We start from the raw sequence: 16,587 nt of genomic DNA on the forward strand, positions 1-16,587 counted from the left end.
GCATAGCGGTGCCGGTCCCCGGACCTGCGTTCCGCTCTCCCCCGAGTGGTTCCGATCATAGCCAAAGGCGACGCCCGGCCGCAGTCCGCAGCCGCGTGCAGCTGATAAAGTCGAGCGTTCGAGGCGACAGGGACCCCACGTGGAAACTGCTGGAATCATTGCCCGGGTTGATGACCTGGACCGCGGGGTCGATGCCCCACTGGTCGATTCGCTGCTTGCCAAGGGACGGCTGAAGGACGTCGATCTTGTGCGCGCGCGACGGCTGCACGCGGAGACCGGTGGCAGCCTGCTGGCGCTGCTGGCCCGGCTGGGCCTGGTCTCCGAGCGCGACCACGCCGAGACCGTGGCCGAGGTCCTGCAGTTGCCCCTGGTCAGTGCCAGGGACGTGCCCGAGCTACCGCCCGAGGGTGTCGCGCTGACCACCAAGTTCATGAAGCAGTTCGCGATCTGCCCGGTGGCGGAAACCGCGGACGCGGTCGAGGTGCTCGCGGCGGACCCGCAGGATCCCTACACCCTGGATGCGGTGCGCCTGGCGACCGGCCGCGAGGTTCGCGCCAGCGTCGCCCTGCGCTCGGAGATCGATGAGCTGATCGAGCGCTGGCATGGCCAGGGCCGCAGCGCGATGGGCACCATCATCGAGACCGCCGAGGGCGAGAGCGGCGTTGACCTGGACGACGTGGAGCACCTGCGCGACCTCGCCTCCGAGGCGCCGGTGATCCGTCTGGTCAACCTGGTGATCCAGCGCGCGGTAGAGCTGCGGGCCTCCGACATCCACATCGAGCCGTTCGAGAACCGGCTCAAGGTGCGCTACCGCGTCGATGGGGTGCTGATCGATGGCGAGAGCCCGCCGGTCAACCTGACCGCGGCGGTGATCAGCCGGATCAAGATCATGGCCAAGCTCAACATCGCCGAGCGACGGCTGCCGCAGGACGGGCGGATCATGCTGCGGGTGCAGGGTCGCGAGCTGGATTTGCGCGTGAGTACCGTGCCGACCGCGCACGGTGAATCGGTGGTGATGCGCCTGCTGGACCGCGAATCGGTGGTGCTGGATTTCCACCGGCTGGGCTTCACAGATGAATTCCTGCCGCAGTTCGAACACGTGTTGCAGCAGCCGCACGGGATCCTGCTGGTGACCGGGCCGACCGGCTCGGGCAAGACCACCACGCTGTACACCGCGCTGAGCAAACTCAACACGCCCGACGTGAAGATCATCACCGTCGAGGACCCGGTCGAGTACCAGATCGAAGGCATCAACCAGATCCAGGCCAAGCCGCAGATCGGTCTGGACTTCTCGCACGCGTTGCGCTCGATCGTGCGCCAGGATCCGGACATCATCATGATCGGCGAGATGCGTGACCTGGAAACCGCGCGCATCGCGATCCAGTCCGCACTGACCGGCCATCTGGTGCTGAGCACGCTGCACACCAACAACGCCGCCGGCGGCATCACCCGCCTGCTGGACATGGGGGTGGAGGACTACCTGCTGACCTCCACCATCAACGGCATCCTCGCCCAACGCCTGGTGCGGCGGCTGGAGCCGACCCACGCCGAGCGCGTCCCCGCCACGGCCGAGGAGATCGAGCGCTTCGAGCTACGCCGCTACCAGCCCGAGGGCGAGATCCTGCTGTACCGCCCCAAGCCGTCCGCACTGGCGCCGACCGGGTATCAGGGACGCACGACGATCATGGAATTCATGGTCATCAACGATGCCCTGCGCAGCGCGGTGATGCGCCATGCCGGCATGGGCGAGATCGAGCGCATTGCCCGCGACGGCGGCATGCGCACGATGTACGAGGACGGCATCCTCAAGGCACTGGCGGGAATGACCACGATCGAGGAAGTCCTGCGGGTCACCGAGGACGCCTGAGCCGATGGCTATCTACAGCTACAAGGCGATCAACGCGCGCGGCGAGATGCTCGACGGCCAGATGGAGGCCGCCAGCGGCACCGAGGTCGCGGCGCGCCTGCAGGAGCAGGGCCATCTGCCGGTGGAGGCACGCCTGGCCAGTGAAGGCAGCGGCCTGCCGGCGTGGCGGACGCTGTTCAAGCCGCGTCCGTTTGCCGGCGAGCGCCTGGTCCAGTTCACCCAGCAACTGGCGACCCTGCTTGGCGCCGGCCAGCCGCTGGACCGCGCGCTGACGATCCTGCTGGAGCTGCCAGAAGACGAGACCGCGCGGCGGGTGGTCAGCGACGTGCGTGACGCGGTGCGCGGCGGCGCGTCGCTGTCGACCGCGCTGGAACGCCAGCACGGCACGTTTTCGCGGCTGTACGTCAACATGGTGCGCGCCGGCGAGGCGGGCGGCAGCATGCACGAGACGCTGTCGCGCCTGGCCGACTACCTGGAGCGCTCGCGGGCGATGCAGTCGCGGGTCATCAACGCGTTGATCTACCCGGCGATCCTGCTGGTGATGGTCGGACTCAGTCTGCTGTTCCTGCTCGGCTACGTGGTGCCCCAGTTCGCCCAGATGTACGAGAGCCTGGACGCGCCGCTGCCGGGCTTCACCAAGATCGTGCTTGGGGTCGGCCTGTTCGTGCGCGACTGGTGGATCATGCTGGTGGTGATTCCGGCAGTGGCGTTGCTGGTGTTTGATCGCAAGCGCCGGGATCCGGCATTCCGCGCGAAGCTGGACGGCTGGCTGCTGCGCCGGCGTTTCTTCGGCGACCTGGTCGCCAAGGTCGAGACCGCGCGGCTGGCCCGTACGCTGGGTACGCTGGTGCGCAACGGGGTGCCCTTGATGGCCGCGCTGGGGATCGGCCAGAAGGTGCTGGGCAATCGCGTGCTGGCCGCGGATGTCGCGACTGCCAGCGACGAGGTCAAGAATGGCGTTGCCCTGTCCACTGCGCTCGCGCGTGGCAAGCGATTCCCGCGCCTGGCGCTGCAGATGATCCAGGTCGGCGAGGAATCCGGCGCGCTGGATACCATGCTGGTCAAGACCGCCGAGACCTTCGAGCACCAGACCTCGGTCGCCCTGGACCGCATGCTCGCGGCGCTGGTGCCGATTGTTACCGTCGTCCTGGCTGGACTGGTCGGGGTGGTGGTGATGGCGGTGCTGACGCCGCTGTACGACCTCACCAGTTCGATCGGATGACCCGCGCACCTCCGATGGCCGGCTCACCGGCAAGCACTCTTTCCCCCAAAGGACCTTCAACAATGCGCAACAAACGTTCCCTGACCCGTTCCCCCGCCGCCGCCTCGCAGGGCGGCATGAGCCTGATCGAGATCATCATCGTGATCGTGCTGATCGGCGCTGTGCTCACCTTCGTCGGCTCGCGCGTGCTCGGCGGCGCGGACCGCGCCAAGGCGAACCTGGCGAAATCCCAGGTGATGACGCTGGGGCAGAAGGTCGAGGCGTTCCAGATGGACACCGGCCGGCTGCCCGCCACGCTGGACGAGCTGGTGACCGCGCCGGGCAACGCCGCCGGCTGGCTGGGGCCGTACGCCAAGCCGGCCGAGTTGAACGACCCGTGGGGCCATCCGGTGGAATACCGGACGCCCGGTGAGAGCGGTCCGTTCGATCTGGTCGTGCTGGGCAAGGACGGCAAGGTCGGCGGCACCAGCGTCGACAGCGACATCCACTACGACTGACATTGCGCGCGCTCCTGCCAGCGGACCTGCGCATCGGGGGGAGCGCGGGACCATCGTCGAGCCGCCGCCAGCGGGGCATTTCGCTGCTGGAAATGCTGCTGGTGATCGGCCTGATCGCCGGCGCCAGCCTGCTGGCAGCTGCGGCCTTCAGCGGCGGCATGAAAGGCACCCAGCTGCGCGCCGCGGTGAAGGAGGTCGCCTCGCAGTTGCGTTTCACCCGTACCCACGCGATCGCGACCGGTGAGCCGCAGCGCTTCGTGATCGATCCGGCCGCGCGAACCTGGCAGGCGCCCAAGGGCCGCGCCGGCACCATTCCGGCCGCGATCGATGTGCGCTTCATCGGTGCCCGCCAGATCCAGCCCGCCGAGGGGCAGGGCGCGGTGATGTTCTTCGCCGACGGCGCCGCCACCGGCGGCCGGGTGCAGCTCAGCCGGGATGGCGCGGTGTGGGACATCGACGTGGCCTGGCTGACCGGGCAGGTCAGCGTGAAACGGGCCGGGAGCGCGGATTGATGCGGCCGGCCAGAACTCAGCGCGGATACACCCTGATCGAGGTGATCGTCGCCTTTGCGTTGCTGGCGCTGGGCCTGACCCTGCTGCTGGGGACCCTGTCCGGCGCCACCCGGCAGGTGCGCTGGTCGGCGGATGCGGGACGCGCGGCGCTGCACGCGCAGTCGCTGCTGGACACGGTCGGCATCACCGAACCGCTGCAGCCCGGGCGACGCGATGGCGATTTCGAGGACGGGCGCTACCGCTGGACCCTGTCGATCGCGCCCTGGCAGGACCCGGCATTGGCCAACCTGCCGCAGTCTCCGGCAGACCAGCGCTTGCTCGAGCTGGATATTGCCGTGCAGTGGGGCGCGGCTGGCCCGGGCGAGCAGTTGCAGGTGCGCAGTTTGCGGCTGGCCCCGCCCGATACCGCTGTGGGCGGTGTCCAGTGAGGCGCACTGGGGAAACAGGAGCGGGGGTGTGCGGGCGATTGGCGATCGCAGGCCGTTGCGACGGCATCATTCGTGGGGGACCGGCGAGGGCGAGGGGGCGCGGCTTCACCCTGGTCGAGGTGATGCTGGCGACGGTGCTGCTCGCCGCCGGGCTGGCACTGGCGTTTGCGACGCTGGCCGCGGCCAATCAGACCGCGACCCGCGGCGAGGCGCTGGCCGAGCGCAGCGAGCGCATGCGCGCGGTGGAGGGGTTCCTGCGCAGGCGCATCAGCGCGGCGCGGCCGGTGGCCTTCCACACCGGCCAGGCCAATGAGCGTCCGCAGCGCTTCCTCGGCGAGGCCGAACGGATGCGCTTCGTCGCCGACCTGCCCGATTACCTGGGCCGCGGCGGTCCCTATTCGCATGATTTCCAGGTCGAGCGCAGCGAAGGCTTCTATCGGATCGTGCTCGCGCTGGACATCGTGTCGGCGGGGGAAACGGTGGAGGACCCACGTGGCCGTGCCCCTGACATCCTGGTGGACGGACTGCGCTCAGCCCGCTTCCGCTATCGCGGAATCAATCCGGAAACCGGCGAGCTGGACGCGTGGACCGACCGCTGGGCCGCGGTCGACCGCTTGCCGGTACTGGTCGAGGCCAGCCTCACCGATGCCGATGGCAGCCACTGGCCGACGCTGGTGGTGGCGATCCCGCAGGCTCTGGGTGTCGGCTCCGGCCATGCAGGCAGCGGCTGGTGAAGCCGGTCGCCCGCCATCCGCATCCATCCTCGCGACGCCGCAGCAGTGGCGCCGCCTTGCTGCTGGTGCTGTGGATGATCGTCCTGCTCACCGCGCTGGTGGGCGCATTCGCGATGACGGCCCGGGTGGAGCACCTGCAGGGCCAGGTCCTGGCCCGCGGCATGAACGCCCAGGCCGCCGCGCGCGCCGGGCTGGAGTACGCGCTGCATCGTCTGGCCCAGCCCGATCCGCGGGTGCAGTGGCAGCCCGACGGCCGCCCCTATGAGTGGGAATACCACGGTGCGCAGGTGCAGGTGCGGATCATTGCCGAAGGTGGCAAGGTCGACCTCAACCAGAGTGATGCGACGCTGCTGGCCGGACTGCTGCGGGCACTGGGCAGCGATCCGGGCGAGGCGACGCGCCTGGCCGGGGCAATCATCGACTGGCGCGACCCCGATTCGCTCAGCCAGCCCGCGGGCGGCGCGGAGGACGCCGACTACGCCGCCGCCGGCCGCGCCTACGGCGCCAAGGACGCCGAGTTTGAAAGCATTGCCGAACTGGAACAGGTGTTGGGCTTCACCCCCGCGCTGTATGCGAAGATCGCCCCGCACGTAACGGTCCACAGCCGTTCGCCGCGCCCCGACCGCGCGTTCGCGACCGCTCCGGTCCTGGATGCCATGGGGATGGACGGCGAGCGGATCGTCGCCGGTCGCGGCGTCGTCGATCCCGCGACCGGACTGCCGCTGGTCGGGGGAGGCGCGTTGCCCTCTCTGGGCGGCGGTCCGGCAGCGGGCGGAACGTATAGTATCGACAGCCGCGCGCAGCTGGCAGACGGCCGCCAGTCACTGTTACGCGCCGTCGTGCAGACCAATGCCCCCACGGGTCTGGGCGCGGCCTACACCACGTTGCATTGGGAAGAGGGAGCTTCGCCACGATGAGCCAGCCGGGTTCCACCTTCGGCGACCGCCTGGGGCGCATGGGAATGCGCGCGGTGCCGGGCGTGGGCGGCTATCTGGTGTGGTGGTTCCGGTCGCTGGCCGCCTGGTTGCCGCCGGCGTTGCGCCAGGCCCTGGGATTCGGCCGCGGTCGCGTACTGCTCCAGGTCGACGCGGACGAAATGCAGCTGCGCCGGCAACGCGATGACGCGCTGATCGACATGGCGCGGGTCCCTTTGCCGCCGCTGGTCGCCCGCTCCCATGCCGATGGCGATGCGCTGGGGTCCTTGCTGGGGCCACGCCTGGCCGAGCTTCCGCGCTGGCTGATGCTGCCCGCCGCCAGCAGCCTGTCACGGCGCATGAGTCTTCCCGGCAGTGCCCTGGAGCGCTTGCGCGACGTCGTCGGTTTCGAGATCGACCGGCAGACACCGTTCACCCCCGATGCCGTCGCCTTCGATGCGAGCGTGCGTGGGCGCCGGGAAGGTGACGGGCAGCTCGATGTGGAGCTGGTGGTGGTCCCGCGGCAGCTGTTGGAGGATCAGCGCACGGCGCTGGGCCCACTCGCGTCCGAGCTGGCCGGGATCGACGTGGCCGGCGCGGACGGTGCGCCCCTCGGGGTCAACCTGCTGGCACCGGCGGATCGCCGGCAACGACGGGATCCGGCGGCCACCTGGAACATCGTGCTCGCAGTCGTTGCATTGCTCGCGGTGCTGGCATTGATGTGGCAACTGCTGGAGAACCGCCGCAGTGCCGCGGAGGCGCTCGAGCAGACCATCGCCAGCCAGGCGGAGTCGGGTCGGCGCGCCGCTGTGCAACGCCAGCGACTGGGCGCCTTGCTGGAGGGACAGGTTTTCCTGGACCGGCTGCGGGCGGAACGCGCGCCGGCCACCGAGATCCTCGATGAACTCAGCCGCCGCCTGCCCGACTCCACCTACCTGGAAAAACTCTCCATCAACGGCGACCAGCTGATGCTGATCGGACTGAGCACGAAGGCGGCTGCGCTGATTGGCGAGCTGCAGGGCGCCGAGCAGTGGCGATCGCCGGCACTCGCCGGAGCGCTGCAGCCTGATCCCGAGAGCGGTCGCGACCGCTTCACCCTGACTGCCAACCTTGCCTCTGCCGCGGCAACCACGGCTCCCGCGGAGGCCGCCGATGCGCCTGCACAATCCGGTCGCTGAAGCGCCAACGCGGCGCGACCGGTGGCTGGCGGCGGGCCTGCTGCTGCTGGTACTGGCGTTCGCGTACGGCGTACTGGTACATCCGTGGTGGACCGTGCCGATGCGCGAGGCTGACGCGCGGATCGAGTCCCTGCAGCAACGCGAGCTGCGCCTGCGGATGCAGTTGCAGCAGGCGCCCCAGGTGGCCGAGCGCCTGCACCAGCTCAGGCAACAGCAGGAGGGCGTGCCGGGCTTCCTGCCCGAGGCGAATCCGGAACTGGCCACGGCAAGCCTGATCCAGCGCCTGGAAACGGTCGTTGCCGAGGCGAGCCCGGGCAACCGCAGTTGCGCCATCACCAACCGCTCGCCGCTGGACTCCGACAACCGCCAATCCTATCGCCGGGTGGTCGCCCAGGTCCGCCTGCGCTGCGGCACGCCCGAGTTGAGCCGGGTGCTGTACCTGTTGGAAAGCGGCAGCCCGCGACTGTTCGTGGACAACCTCAACATCCTGACCCAGGCGGCCTACCTGAGTTCCCGCGAGGCGACGGGTAGCGGTGGACTGGATGTGTCCTTCGATCTGCAAGGCTATCTGTTGCCGCTCGAGGCGCCACCGCCTGCCGGAGTGACCGATGCGCGTTGACGATCCGGGTCCCCGCACGTGGTTGTTGGCGGGCGTTGCCGGCTGGGCGCTGCTGGTCTGGTTGCTGGCCGTGGCCGGGATGGGCGGGCGGGTCACCATGCTCGCCGACGATTCGGACATGCTGATAGCGCTGCCACAGATCGTCAGCGCGCAGCCCGCGCTCGGTCCGCCTGGGCAGTACCAGGCCATTGCCGATCGGCCCCTGTTTGCCAGTGACCGCAGTCCCCATCCTTTCTTCCTGGAAGGCGGCGACGAGGAGACTCCCAGCGAAGAGTTCGACTATGTGCTTACCAGTGTCCTGATCACCCCGGCCACCCGACTGGCGATCGTCCGCCGGCGGGAAGGCGGGGACCCGGTGCGAGTGAAGCTGGATGAACCGCTTGCGCAGTCGGCGTGGCGGCTGGTGGAACTGACGCCACGCGGCGCGGTGTTTGACGGACCCCAGGGGCGACGCAACCTGGATCTGGCGGTGTTCGACGGCCACGGCGGTGAACAGACCAGCGCTGCGCTGGAGGCGGGACACGCTCCAGCGCCGGCCGATCCCCGCGCGGCACGGGCACCGGAGGAAGCGCAAGGCGCGCCGCCAGCCCCGAGGCCGCGGCCGGAACGTCGACCTGATCCAGCAAGCCTGGGCAGCGACGCGCTCCCGGCGCAACAGGACGCCGACTCCGCAGAGCCCGCCAACAAGGCAGCCGAGCCGGCGCAGGCCCAGATGGATTCGATCCGCCAGCGGATTGAAGCCCGCCGCGCGGCGCTGCGCAAAGACGAAATGTAGCCACTGACGTTCCAATAGAGTGCACGCAATGAAGCAATACGCCACCGATATCTCCATCGCGACGTCACCCCCGCGTCGCCCATGGCCGGCCAGCAGGCGGCTGCGCACGCTTGTCGCCGCCCTGGTGGCGCTGGCGTTGCTGGCCGCGTGTGCCAGTGCGCCGGTGCCCAGCATCCGCCGCGATGCGGTGCCGCGCACCGCCGATCAGGCAACCCGGCCGGGCGCCGACGGCGTGCAGACGCATGCGCTGGGCAGCGTGTCGAACGTGGAGCCCGACCGGGGCGGACCCCGCCCGCAGATCCGGCGTGGCACCGGACGCTTCATCGACACCACGATCGCCAATTCACGTCCCCCGGGGCTGCCGGCCACCACGGGCGAGGCGACCTTCAACTTCGAGGGCGAATCGCTGCATGCCGTGGTCAAGGCCATCCTGGGCGACATGCTGGGGCAGAACTACGTCATCGCCCCGGGCGTGCAGGGCACCGTCACCCTCGCAACCCCCAAACCGGTCAGTGCCGCCGAGGCGATCAACCTGCTCGACCAGGTGCTGGGTTGGAACAACGCGCGCATGATCTACAGCGGTGGGCGCTACAACGTCGTCGCCGCGGACCAGCCGCTCGCCGGCACGGTGGCACCGCGCGCCGGCGGCGCTGCCAGCGCGCGCGGTTTCGAACTGCGTACCGTGCCGCTGCGCTACGTCTCCGCCGAGGAGATGAAGAAGATCCTCGAGCCCTACGCACGGCCCAACGCGATCGTCGACACGGATGCCTCCCGCAACGTGATCACCGTCGGCGGCACCCGCGCCGAGCTGCAGAACTACCTCCGCACGATCGAGATCTTCGACGTCGACTGGCTGGCGGGCATGTCGGTGGGCGTCTACCCGCTGCAGTCGGGCAAGGCCGTGCGCGTGGTGGAGGACCTGGAGAAGGTGTTCGGCCAGGAAAGCAAGTCACCCGTGGCCGGGATGTTCCGGTTCATGCCGCTGGAGGGTACCAATGCGGTGATGGTGATCACCTCCCAGCCTGCCTACCTGGACGAGATCCAGCAATGGCTGGACCGCATCGATGGCGCAGGCGGTGCGGTGCAGCTGTACTCCTACCAGCTCAAGTACATCAAGGCGCGTGACCTCGCCGACCGCCTGGCGGAAGTCTTCGGCGGCTCGTCCGGTGGGGGTGACAGCGGCGGCGGCGATCGCGGCCCGAGCCTGATGCCTGGCCTGGATTCCGCCGAAATCACCTCCGGCGAAGACGGCTCCAGCATGGGCTTTGGCGACAAGGGTGGCAGCAGCGGTGGCAGCGGGGGCGCAAGCCTGTCCCTGGGGAGCACCCGCAGCGGCAACGCCAGCGTGTCGCTGGAGATCGGCGGCGACAAGGTCGGCGTCTCGGCGGTGGAGGAGACCAACGCCCTGCTGGTGCGTTCCACCCCGCAGGCCTGGCAGTCGATCCGCGACGTGATCGGCCAGCTGGACGTGATGCCGATGCAGGTCCACATCGAAGCCCAGGTGGTCGAAGTGCAGCTGTCGGGCGAGCTGGAGTACGGCGTCAACTGGTTCTTCGAGAACGCGGTCACTGACAACGACCTGCCCAGCGCGCTCGGTCGCACCACCTGGAGCACGCTGGCGGGCAGCGTCGGCGATGCAAAGGGAACAGCCGGCGGCCTGGCATGGACGTTCCTGGGCCGCAACGCGGCGGCGGTGATCAAGGCCCTGGATTCGGTGACCGACGTCAACATGCTGCAGACCCCGTCGGTGGTGGTGCGCAACAACGCCGAGGCGACCTTCAACGTGGGCAGCCGCATCCCGGTGTCCTCGGTGACGGTCAATCCCGGCCTCGGCAACGACACCAGCTACAGCCAGGTCCAGTATCTGGACACGGGCGTGATCCTGACGGTGCGCCCGCGCATCACCAAGGACGGCATGGTGTTCCTGGACATCGTGCAGGAGGTCAGCGCGCCAGGCGGGGAGCCGGACCGGTTCGGCAACGTGCGCATCGACACCCGAAAGCTGAAGACCGAGGCGGCGATCCAGAGCGGCGACACCGTGATGCTGGCCGGCCTGATCCGCGACAGCGCGGCGCGCGGGTCGCGCGGCTTCCCCGGACTGAACCGGATTCCGGTGCTGGGCGGCCTGTTCGGTACCCAGAGCTCGGTAACGCGGCGCGAGGAGACCATCGTCCTGCTGACACCCAAGATCATCCGCGACCCCAACGAGGCGCGCGAGCTGACCGACGAGTACGGCCGCCGCTTCCGCGCGCTGCAGCCCCTGCGGGCGCCGGCACGGCCGTGATGCCCGCGCGCCGGCTGGCCCGGTTGCCGGTGCCGCCGGCTGCGACGCTGCCAGGCGCCCCGTACGTCGCCGCGCATGGCTGAGGACTCGACGCCGATGGACGCCGACATCGGCGTGGTGGTGGTCAGCTATCAGAGCCTGGCCACCATCGATGACTGCCTGGCGCGGTTGCGCGACGCCGTCGGCGTGGCGGCGATCCGGGTGGTCGACAACGACTCCACCGACGGCACGGTGGCAGTGATCCAGCGCCACGCCGTGGCCGATCCACGCGTCCAGTTCATCGCCAACCCCGACAACGCCGGCTTCGGGATGGCCTGCAACCAGGGCGCCGCGGCGATCGCCGCGCAGGCGCCGTCCTGTCGCTGGCTGGCCTTCGTCAATCCCGATGCGTTGGTGGAGGTCGACACCCTGTCGCGCCTGCGTCAGCTTGCGCTGCAACGCCGTGCCGCCGGTGTCGACGTCCTGCTGGGCGTCGATCTGGTCGACGAGGCCGGAACCCGTGACCCCGCCGCCCGCCGCCGCGCCCCGGATTTCCTTGCGATGCTCGGTGGGTTCGCGGCCGGGCTGCGCGGACGCCGGCCCGGGTCGCGCGCCGCTTTGGCGATCCAGCCTGACGACGGGGCCGAGTTGCAGCCGGTGGAAGCGATTTCCGGCGCCCTGATGTTCCTCGCGCGGGCGCGCTTCGAGCGCATTGGCGGCTTCGACGAGGCGTATCGCCTGCACGCGGAGGATCTGGACCTGTGCCGCCGGCTGGCCGCCGATGGCGTCGAGCTCGCGGTCGCGAACCGGGTGCGGGTCGTGCACGTGCGCGGGGTTTCCAGCCGCTCCAACCCCTGGTTCGTGGAATGGCACAAGCACCGCGGGCTGTGGCGTTACTTCCGCAAGTTCGAGGCCGCCCAGCGTGGCGTTGGCGTGCGCGCGCTGGTGTTTGCCCTTATCTGGGCGCGGTTTCCGTTCGCGGTGGTCGGGGCCCTGCTGCGCAGCAGGGCCTGAACCTCAGCGATAGCGGTTGATCTGCTCGCGCAGCGTGCGTGCCGCGGCGGCCGCCGCATCGGCGAAGTCATCCCCGACCGAGGCGTACAGCACCGCGCGCGAGGAGCTGACGACCAGTCCGCTGCCATCGTCGGTACGCGCGTTGCTGACCACCGCCTCCACGTCGCCGCCCTGCGCGCCGACCCCTGGCACCAGGAAGGGCATGTCGCCGACGATCGCGCGCACCTCACGCAGCTGGCCCGGCCACGTCGCGCCCACCACCAGCATGCAGTTGCCGTGCCCGTTCCAGTCGCGCGAGATCATCTCGGCAACACACTGGTACAGCGGCCGGGTGCCGCCATCGTGGTTGGCGACCGGCAGGTCCTGCAGATCGCGAGCGCCGGGATTGGAGGTGCGGCACAGGATCACCACGCCGCGGTCGGCGCGGTCCAGGAACGGCTGCACCGAGTCACGGCCCAGATAGGGGTTGGCGGTCACCGCATCGGCGCGATAGCGGTCGAACGCTTCGGTCGCGTAATGCTGCGCGGTGCTCCCGATGTCGCCGCGCTTGGAATCCAGGATCACCGGGATTCCCGGGTGGCGCTCGTGGATGTGGTCGATCACCCGTTGCAGCGCGTCTTCGGCACCCAGCGCGGCAAAGTGGGCGATCTGCGGCTTGAACGCGCAGACGTGCTCGGCGGTGGCATCAACGATGTCGCGGCAGAAATGGAACGCCGCATCGGGGTCATCGGCGAAGCGCGCCGGGAACCTGGACGGCTCCGGATCCAGCCCAACACAGACCAGCGAATCGGCCGCGGTCCAGCGCTGCCGCAGTGCCTGCATGAAGCCCATCGTCCTCTCCTGGTGTCGGTGCGCGCACGCCCACCCGCGCGGTGGGCATGCGGGTGCGTGCTTTCGTGCGCTTACTTCTGCGCGCTTACTTCAGCGCCTTGAAACGCAGGCGCTTGGGCTGCGCGCCTTCCTCGCCGAGGCGACGCTTCTTGTCTTCCTCGTATTCGCGGTAGTTGCCCTGGAAGTACTCCACATGCGAGTCACCCTCGAAGGCGAGGATGTGGGTCGCGATGCGGTCCAGGAACCAGCGGTCATGGCTGATCACCACCGCGCAGCCGGGGAACTCCAGCAATGCGTCTTCCAGCGCGCGCAAGGTCTCCACGTCCAGGTCGTTGGATGGTTCGTCCAGCAGCAGCACGTTGCCGCCCTGCAGCAGGGTCTTGGCCAGGTGCAGGCGGCCACGCTCACCGCCCGACAGGGTGCCGACCAGCTTCTGCTGGTCCTGGCCCTTGAAGTTGAAGCGGCCCAGGTAGGCGCGCGACTGGATCTCGGTGCCGTTGATATTGAGGATGTCGGCGCCGCCGGAGATTTCCTGGAACACGTTGTGGTTGCCTTCCAGGGTGTCGCGGCTCTGGTCGACATAGGCGATGTTGGTCGACGGGCCCTTGATGATCTCGCCGCTGTCAGGGGTCTCCTGGCCGGTGATCATCTTGAACAGGGTCGACTTGCCGGCGCCGTTGGGGCCGATGATGCCGACGATCGCGCCGGGCGGAATGATGAAGCTCAGGTCGTCGATCAGCAGGCGGTCACCAAAGGACTTGGAGACGTTCTTGAACTCGATCACCGAGCTGCCCAGGCGCTCGCCGGGCGGAATGAAGATCTCGTTGGTCTCGTTGCGCTTCTGGTACTCAACCGAGTTGAGTTCCTCGAAGCGCGCCAGTCGCGCCTTGCCCTTGGTGCGGCCGCCCTTGGCGTTGCTGCGCACCCATTCCAGCTCCTTGGCCAGCGCCTTCTGGCGGGCCTTCTCACCGGACTCTTCCTGCTTCAGGCGCTCGCCCTTCTGCTCCAGCCACGCGGTGTAGTTGCCCTTCCAGGGAATGCCCCGGCCCCGGTCCAGCTCGAGGATCCACTCGGCCGCGTTCTCGAGGAAGTAACGGTCATGGGTGACGGCCACGACAGTGCCGGTGTAGCGGGCCAGGAACTGCTCCAGCCATTCGACCGACTCGGCGTCCAGGTGGTTGGTGGGCTCGTCCAGCAGCAGCATGTCGGGCTTCTGCAGCAGCAACTGGCACAGCGCCACGCGGCGCTTCTCGCCACCCGACAGCTTGCCCACGATCGCCTCCCACGGTGGCAGGCGCAGCGCGTCGGCGGCCACTTCCAGCTGGTGCTCCAGCGTGTGCGCATCGCCGGCGGCGAGGATTGCCTCCAGGCGCTGCTGCTCGGCGGCGAGCTTGTCGAAGTCGGCGTCTTCCTCGGCGTAGGCCTCGTACACCCGGTCCAGCGCGGCCTGCGCATTGATCACCTCACCCAGGCCTTCCTCGACCGCCTGGCGCACGGTGTGCTCGGGGTTCAGCTGCGGCTCCTGGGCGAGGTAGCCGACCTTGATGCCCTTGGCCGCGCGCGCCTCGCCGCTGAAGTCCTGGTCGACGCCGGCCATGATCTTGAGCACGGTCGACTTGCCCGAACCGTTCAGGCCGAGCAGGCCGATCTTGGCGCCGGGGAAGAAGGACAGGGAGATGTCCTTGATGATCTCGCGCTTGGGCGGAACGGTCTTGCTGACCCCGTTCATGGTGTAGATGTATTGCGCTGACATGGGATGCTCCGCAGGCAGGCGGCCGTGCCCGATAACGGGCAAGGCGATGGAAAAGGATTAGCCGGCCATTATCGCGCATCTACAGGTGTTTTGCAGGGTCGGCAATCCCTGCCGGTCAGCTTCGCCCGTCGCGTGCGGCGGAGGCTAAACTGGGCGACTTCCTCCCTCATCCGCTCCTGGAGTGACCATGTTCCCGCGCGACGCAAGCATCGAAGGTTTTGACCCCGAACTCGCCCAGGCCATCGCCGACGAGAACCGCCGCCAGGAAGACCACGTCGAGCTGATCGCCAGCGAGAACTACGCCAGCCCGCGGGTGATGGAAGCGCAGGGCAGCCAGCTGACCAACAAGTACGCCGAGGGCTACCCCGGCAAGCGCTATTACGGCGGCTGCGAGTTTGTCGACATCGCCGAGCAACTGGCGATCGACCGGCTGAAGGAACTGTTTGGCGCCGACTACGCCAACGTGCAGCCTCACTCGGGTTCACAGGCCAACCAGGCGGTGTATTTCTCGCTGCTGCAGCCCGGTGATACGGTGCTGGGCATGAGCCTGGCCCACGGTGGCCACCTCACCCACGGGGCCAAGGTCAACATCAGCGGCAAGCTGTTCAACATCGTCCAGTACGGCGTCGATGACGCGGGAATGATCGATTACGACGAGATGGAGCGGCTGGCCCTTGAGCACAAGCCGAAGATGCTGATCGGCGGTTTCAGTGCCTACTCGCAGGTGGTGGACTGGGCGCGGATGCGCGAGATCGCCGACAAGGTGGGCGCGATCTTCTTCGTCGACATGGCCCACGTGGCCGGACTGATCGCCGCCGGCGTGTACCCCAACCCGCTGCCGCACGCGCACGTGGTGACCTCGACGACCCACAAGACCCTGCGCGGCCCGCGCGGCGGAATCATCCTGGCCAAGAACCCGAGCGAGGACCTGGTCAAGAAGCTGCAGAGCATCGTCTTCCCCGGCCTGCAGGGCGGCCCGCTGATGCACGTCATCGCGGCCAAGGCGGTGGCCTTCAAGGAAGCGCTGGAGCCGGAGTTCAAGGCCTACCAGCAACAGGTGGTCAAGAACGCCCAGGCGATGGCGGAAACCATCATCCACCGCGGCTACAAGATCGTCTCCGGCGGCACGAAGAACCACCTGATGCTGATCGACATGATCGGCAAGGGCATCACCGGCAAGGACGCGGAGGCGGCGCTGGGCAAGGCCCACATCACCGTCAACAAGAACGCGGTGCCCAACGACCCGGCCAAGCCGTTCGTGACCTCGGGCCTGCGCATCGGCACCCCGGCGGTGACCACCCGCGGCTACCGCGAGCCGGACTGCGTCGCCCTGGCCAACTGGATCTGCGACGTGCTCGACAACCCCAACGACGAGCAGGTCATCGCCGCGGTGCGTGAAAACGTCACCAGGCAGTGCGCCCAGTTCCCGGTCTACGGCTGAGCTTTGCACTGTCTTTTCTGCCAGCACGTCGATACCCGCGTCATCGACTCGCGGGTGTCCGATGACGGCGCGACGATCCGCCGCCGTCGCGTCTGCGAGGCCTGCGGTGAGCGGTTTTCGACGCTGGAGACGATCGAGCTGAAGTTGCCGGTGATCATCAAGTCCGATGGCCGGCGCGAGGCGTTCGATGCCCGCAAGCTGCGCGCCGGGTTCGACCGCGCCCTGCAGAAGCGGCCGGTGGCCGAGGAGCAGATCGAGGCGGCGGTGCGCGCGGTGGTGCACCAGCTGCGCCGCACCACCGAGCGTGAGCTGTCCTCGATCCGCGTCGGCGAGTTCGTCATGGGCGAGCTGCGCAAGCTCGACCACGTGGGCTACGTGCGCTTCGCCTCGGTGTACCGGGCGTTCCAGGACGTGGCCGATTTCCGCGACGAACTCGACCGGCTGGAGAGCGACAACTCCGGCGACGAGCAACTGCCGCTGCTGGGCGGCGCTGACGAGCCGCTGCCGTCCGCCACGCGTAAACGTTGAGCCGGACCACG

The 16,587-nt window shown here is 68.8% G+C and carries 16 protein-coding genes; 14 read left to right on the forward strand and 2 right to left on the reverse strand.

What is annotated here, in order from left to right:
* Positions 1-154 precede the first annotated feature (154 nt).
* The 12 genes from gspE (at position 155) to INQ42_RS02305 (ending at position 12,023) form a co-directional block, all read left to right on the forward strand.
* Positions 155-1,867, forward strand: coding sequence for a type II secretion system ATPase GspE (gene gspE, locus INQ42_RS02250; protein ID WP_194035708.1), 1,713 nt, complete (start codon positions 155-157; stop codon positions 1,865-1,867).
* Positions 1,868-1,871: 4 nt separating this feature from the next.
* Complete coding sequence (gene xpsF, locus INQ42_RS02255) at positions 1,872-3,089, forward strand: type II secretion system protein XpsF (protein WP_194034980.1); 1,218 nt, start codon at positions 1,872-1,874, stop codon at positions 3,087-3,089.
* Positions 3,090-3,151: 62 nt separating this feature from the next.
* A complete protein-coding gene (gene gspG, locus INQ42_RS02260; protein ID WP_194034981.1) occupies positions 3,152-3,586 on the forward strand; it encodes a type II secretion system major pseudopilin GspG in 435 nt (144 codons plus the stop codon).
* Positions 3,587-3,678: 92 nt separating this feature from the next.
* Positions 3,679-4,098, forward strand: a complete 420-nt coding sequence (gene xpsH / locus INQ42_RS02265) for a type II secretion system protein XpsH (RefSeq protein WP_194034982.1) — start codon at positions 3,679-3,681, stop codon at positions 4,096-4,098.
* Entirely contained in the window at positions 4,098-4,526 is a 429-nt protein-coding gene (gene xpsI, locus INQ42_RS02270) for a type II secretion system protein XpsI (protein ID WP_194034983.1), read from the forward strand. Before xpsH ends, xpsI begins: the two co-directional genes overlap by 1 nt.
* A gap of 26 nt (positions 4,527-4,552) precedes the next feature.
* Positions 4,553-5,260: a prepilin-type N-terminal cleavage/methylation domain-containing protein gene (locus INQ42_RS02275; protein ID WP_228064418.1), complete on the forward strand. Its 708-nt coding sequence runs from the start codon at positions 4,553-4,555 to the stop codon at positions 5,258-5,260.
* A 74-nt stretch (positions 5,261-5,334) separates the two neighbouring features.
* Positions 5,335-6,177: a type II secretion system minor pseudopilin gene (locus INQ42_RS02280; RefSeq protein WP_194035710.1), complete on the forward strand. Its 843-nt coding sequence runs from the start codon at positions 5,335-5,337 to the stop codon at positions 6,175-6,177.
* On the forward strand, positions 6,174-7,352 hold the full coding sequence (locus INQ42_RS02285; RefSeq protein ID WP_194034984.1) for a PilN domain-containing protein: 1,179 nt from the start codon (positions 6,174-6,176) through the stop codon (positions 7,350-7,352). Before INQ42_RS02280 ends, INQ42_RS02285 begins: the two co-directional genes overlap by 4 nt.
* Positions 7,327-7,971 carry a type II secretion system protein GspM gene (gspM, locus tag INQ42_RS02290; RefSeq protein WP_194034985.1) on the forward strand — a complete coding sequence of 215 codons (645 nt, stop codon included), beginning with the start codon at positions 7,327-7,329 and terminating at the stop codon, positions 7,969-7,971. Before INQ42_RS02285 ends, gspM begins: the two co-directional genes overlap by 26 nt.
* On the forward strand, positions 7,961-8,746 hold the full coding sequence (locus tag INQ42_RS02295) for a general secretion pathway protein GspN (RefSeq protein WP_194034986.1): 786 nt from the start codon (positions 7,961-7,963) through the stop codon (positions 8,744-8,746). Before gspM ends, INQ42_RS02295 begins: the two co-directional genes overlap by 11 nt.
* 28 nt (positions 8,747-8,774) lie before the next feature.
* Positions 8,775-11,030, forward strand: coding sequence for a type II secretion system secretin GspD (gspD, locus tag INQ42_RS02300; protein ID WP_194034987.1), 2,256 nt, complete (start codon positions 8,775-8,777; stop codon positions 11,028-11,030).
* 75 nt (positions 11,031-11,105) lie between these two features.
* The gene (locus INQ42_RS02305; RefSeq protein WP_228064419.1) at positions 11,106-12,023 is read left to right on the forward strand and encodes a glycosyltransferase; all 918 of its coding nucleotides are present in this window, start codon (positions 11,106-11,108) and stop codon (positions 12,021-12,023) included.
* Positions 12,024-12,026: 3 nt separating this feature from the next.
* On the opposite strand, the gene pyrF is transcribed toward INQ42_RS02305, so the two are convergent.
* Both pyrF and ettA read right to left on the reverse strand, forming a co-directional pair.
* Positions 12,027-12,854 (reverse strand): orotidine-5'-phosphate decarboxylase, encoded by an 828-nt coding sequence (gene pyrF, locus INQ42_RS02310; protein WP_194034988.1) that lies wholly within the window; start codon positions 12,852-12,854, stop codon positions 12,027-12,029.
* 85 nt (positions 12,855-12,939) lie between these two features.
* Positions 12,940-14,607: an energy-dependent translational throttle protein EttA gene (gene ettA, locus INQ42_RS02315; protein ID WP_194034989.1), complete on the reverse strand. Its 1,668-nt coding sequence runs from the start codon at positions 14,605-14,607 to the stop codon at positions 12,940-12,942.
* Positions 14,608-14,794: 187 nt separating this feature from the next.
* Here ettA and glyA point away from each other — a divergent pair, with 187 nt between their 5' ends.
* Complete coding sequence (glyA, locus tag INQ42_RS02320; protein WP_194034990.1) at positions 14,795-16,048, forward strand: serine hydroxymethyltransferase; 1,254 nt, start codon at positions 14,795-14,797, stop codon at positions 16,046-16,048.
* 3 nt (positions 16,049-16,051) lie between these two features.
* Positions 16,052-16,576: a transcriptional regulator NrdR gene (nrdR, locus tag INQ42_RS02325; protein WP_194034991.1), complete on the forward strand. Its 525-nt coding sequence runs from the start codon at positions 16,052-16,054 to the stop codon at positions 16,574-16,576.
* Positions 16,577-16,587 lie beyond the last annotated feature (11 nt).

This window comes from Lysobacter avium (genome assembly GCF_015209745.1).
Classification (GTDB): Bacteria; Pseudomonadota; Gammaproteobacteria; order Xanthomonadales; family Xanthomonadaceae; genus Novilysobacter; species Novilysobacter avium.

Coding starts and splice junctions, on each gene's coding strand:
- xpsH (WP_194034982.1), top strand. CDS start 3,679: ATGCTGCTGGTGATCGGCCTGATCGCCGGCGCCAGCCTGCTGGCAGCT.
- INQ42_RS02305 (WP_228064419.1), top strand. CDS start 11,106: ATGGCTGAGGACTCGACGCCGATGGACGCCGACATCGGCGTGGTGGTG.
- INQ42_RS02280 (WP_194035710.1), top strand. CDS start 5,335: ATGATCGTCCTGCTCACCGCGCTGGTGGGCGCATTCGCGATGACGGCC.
- xpsF (WP_194034980.1), top strand. CDS start 1,872: ATGGCTATCTACAGCTACAAGGCGATCAACGCGCGCGGCGAGATGCTC.
- xpsI (WP_194034983.1), top strand. CDS start 4,098: ATGCGGCCGGCCAGAACTCAGCGCGGATACACCCTGATCGAGGTGATC.
- gspD (WP_194034987.1), top strand. CDS start 8,775: ATGAAGCAATACGCCACCGATATCTCCATCGCGACGTCACCCCCGCGT.
- INQ42_RS02285 (WP_194034984.1), top strand. CDS start 6,174: ATGAGCCAGCCGGGTTCCACCTTCGGCGACCGCCTGGGGCGCATGGGA.
- gspM (WP_194034985.1), top strand. CDS start 7,327: ATGCGCCTGCACAATCCGGTCGCTGAAGCGCCAACGCGGCGCGACCGG.
- gspG (WP_194034981.1), top strand. CDS start 3,152: ATGCGCAACAAACGTTCCCTGACCCGTTCCCCCGCCGCCGCCTCGCAG.
- ettA (WP_194034989.1), bottom strand. CDS start 14,607: ATGTCAGCGCAATACATCTACACCATGAACGGGGTCAGCAAGACCGTT.
- INQ42_RS02295 (WP_194034986.1), top strand. CDS start 7,961: ATGCGCGTTGACGATCCGGGTCCCCGCACGTGGTTGTTGGCGGGCGTT.
- pyrF (WP_194034988.1), bottom strand. CDS start 12,854: ATGGGCTTCATGCAGGCACTGCGGCAGCGCTGGACCGCGGCCGATTCG.
- glyA (WP_194034990.1), top strand. CDS start 14,795: ATGTTCCCGCGCGACGCAAGCATCGAAGGTTTTGACCCCGAACTCGCC.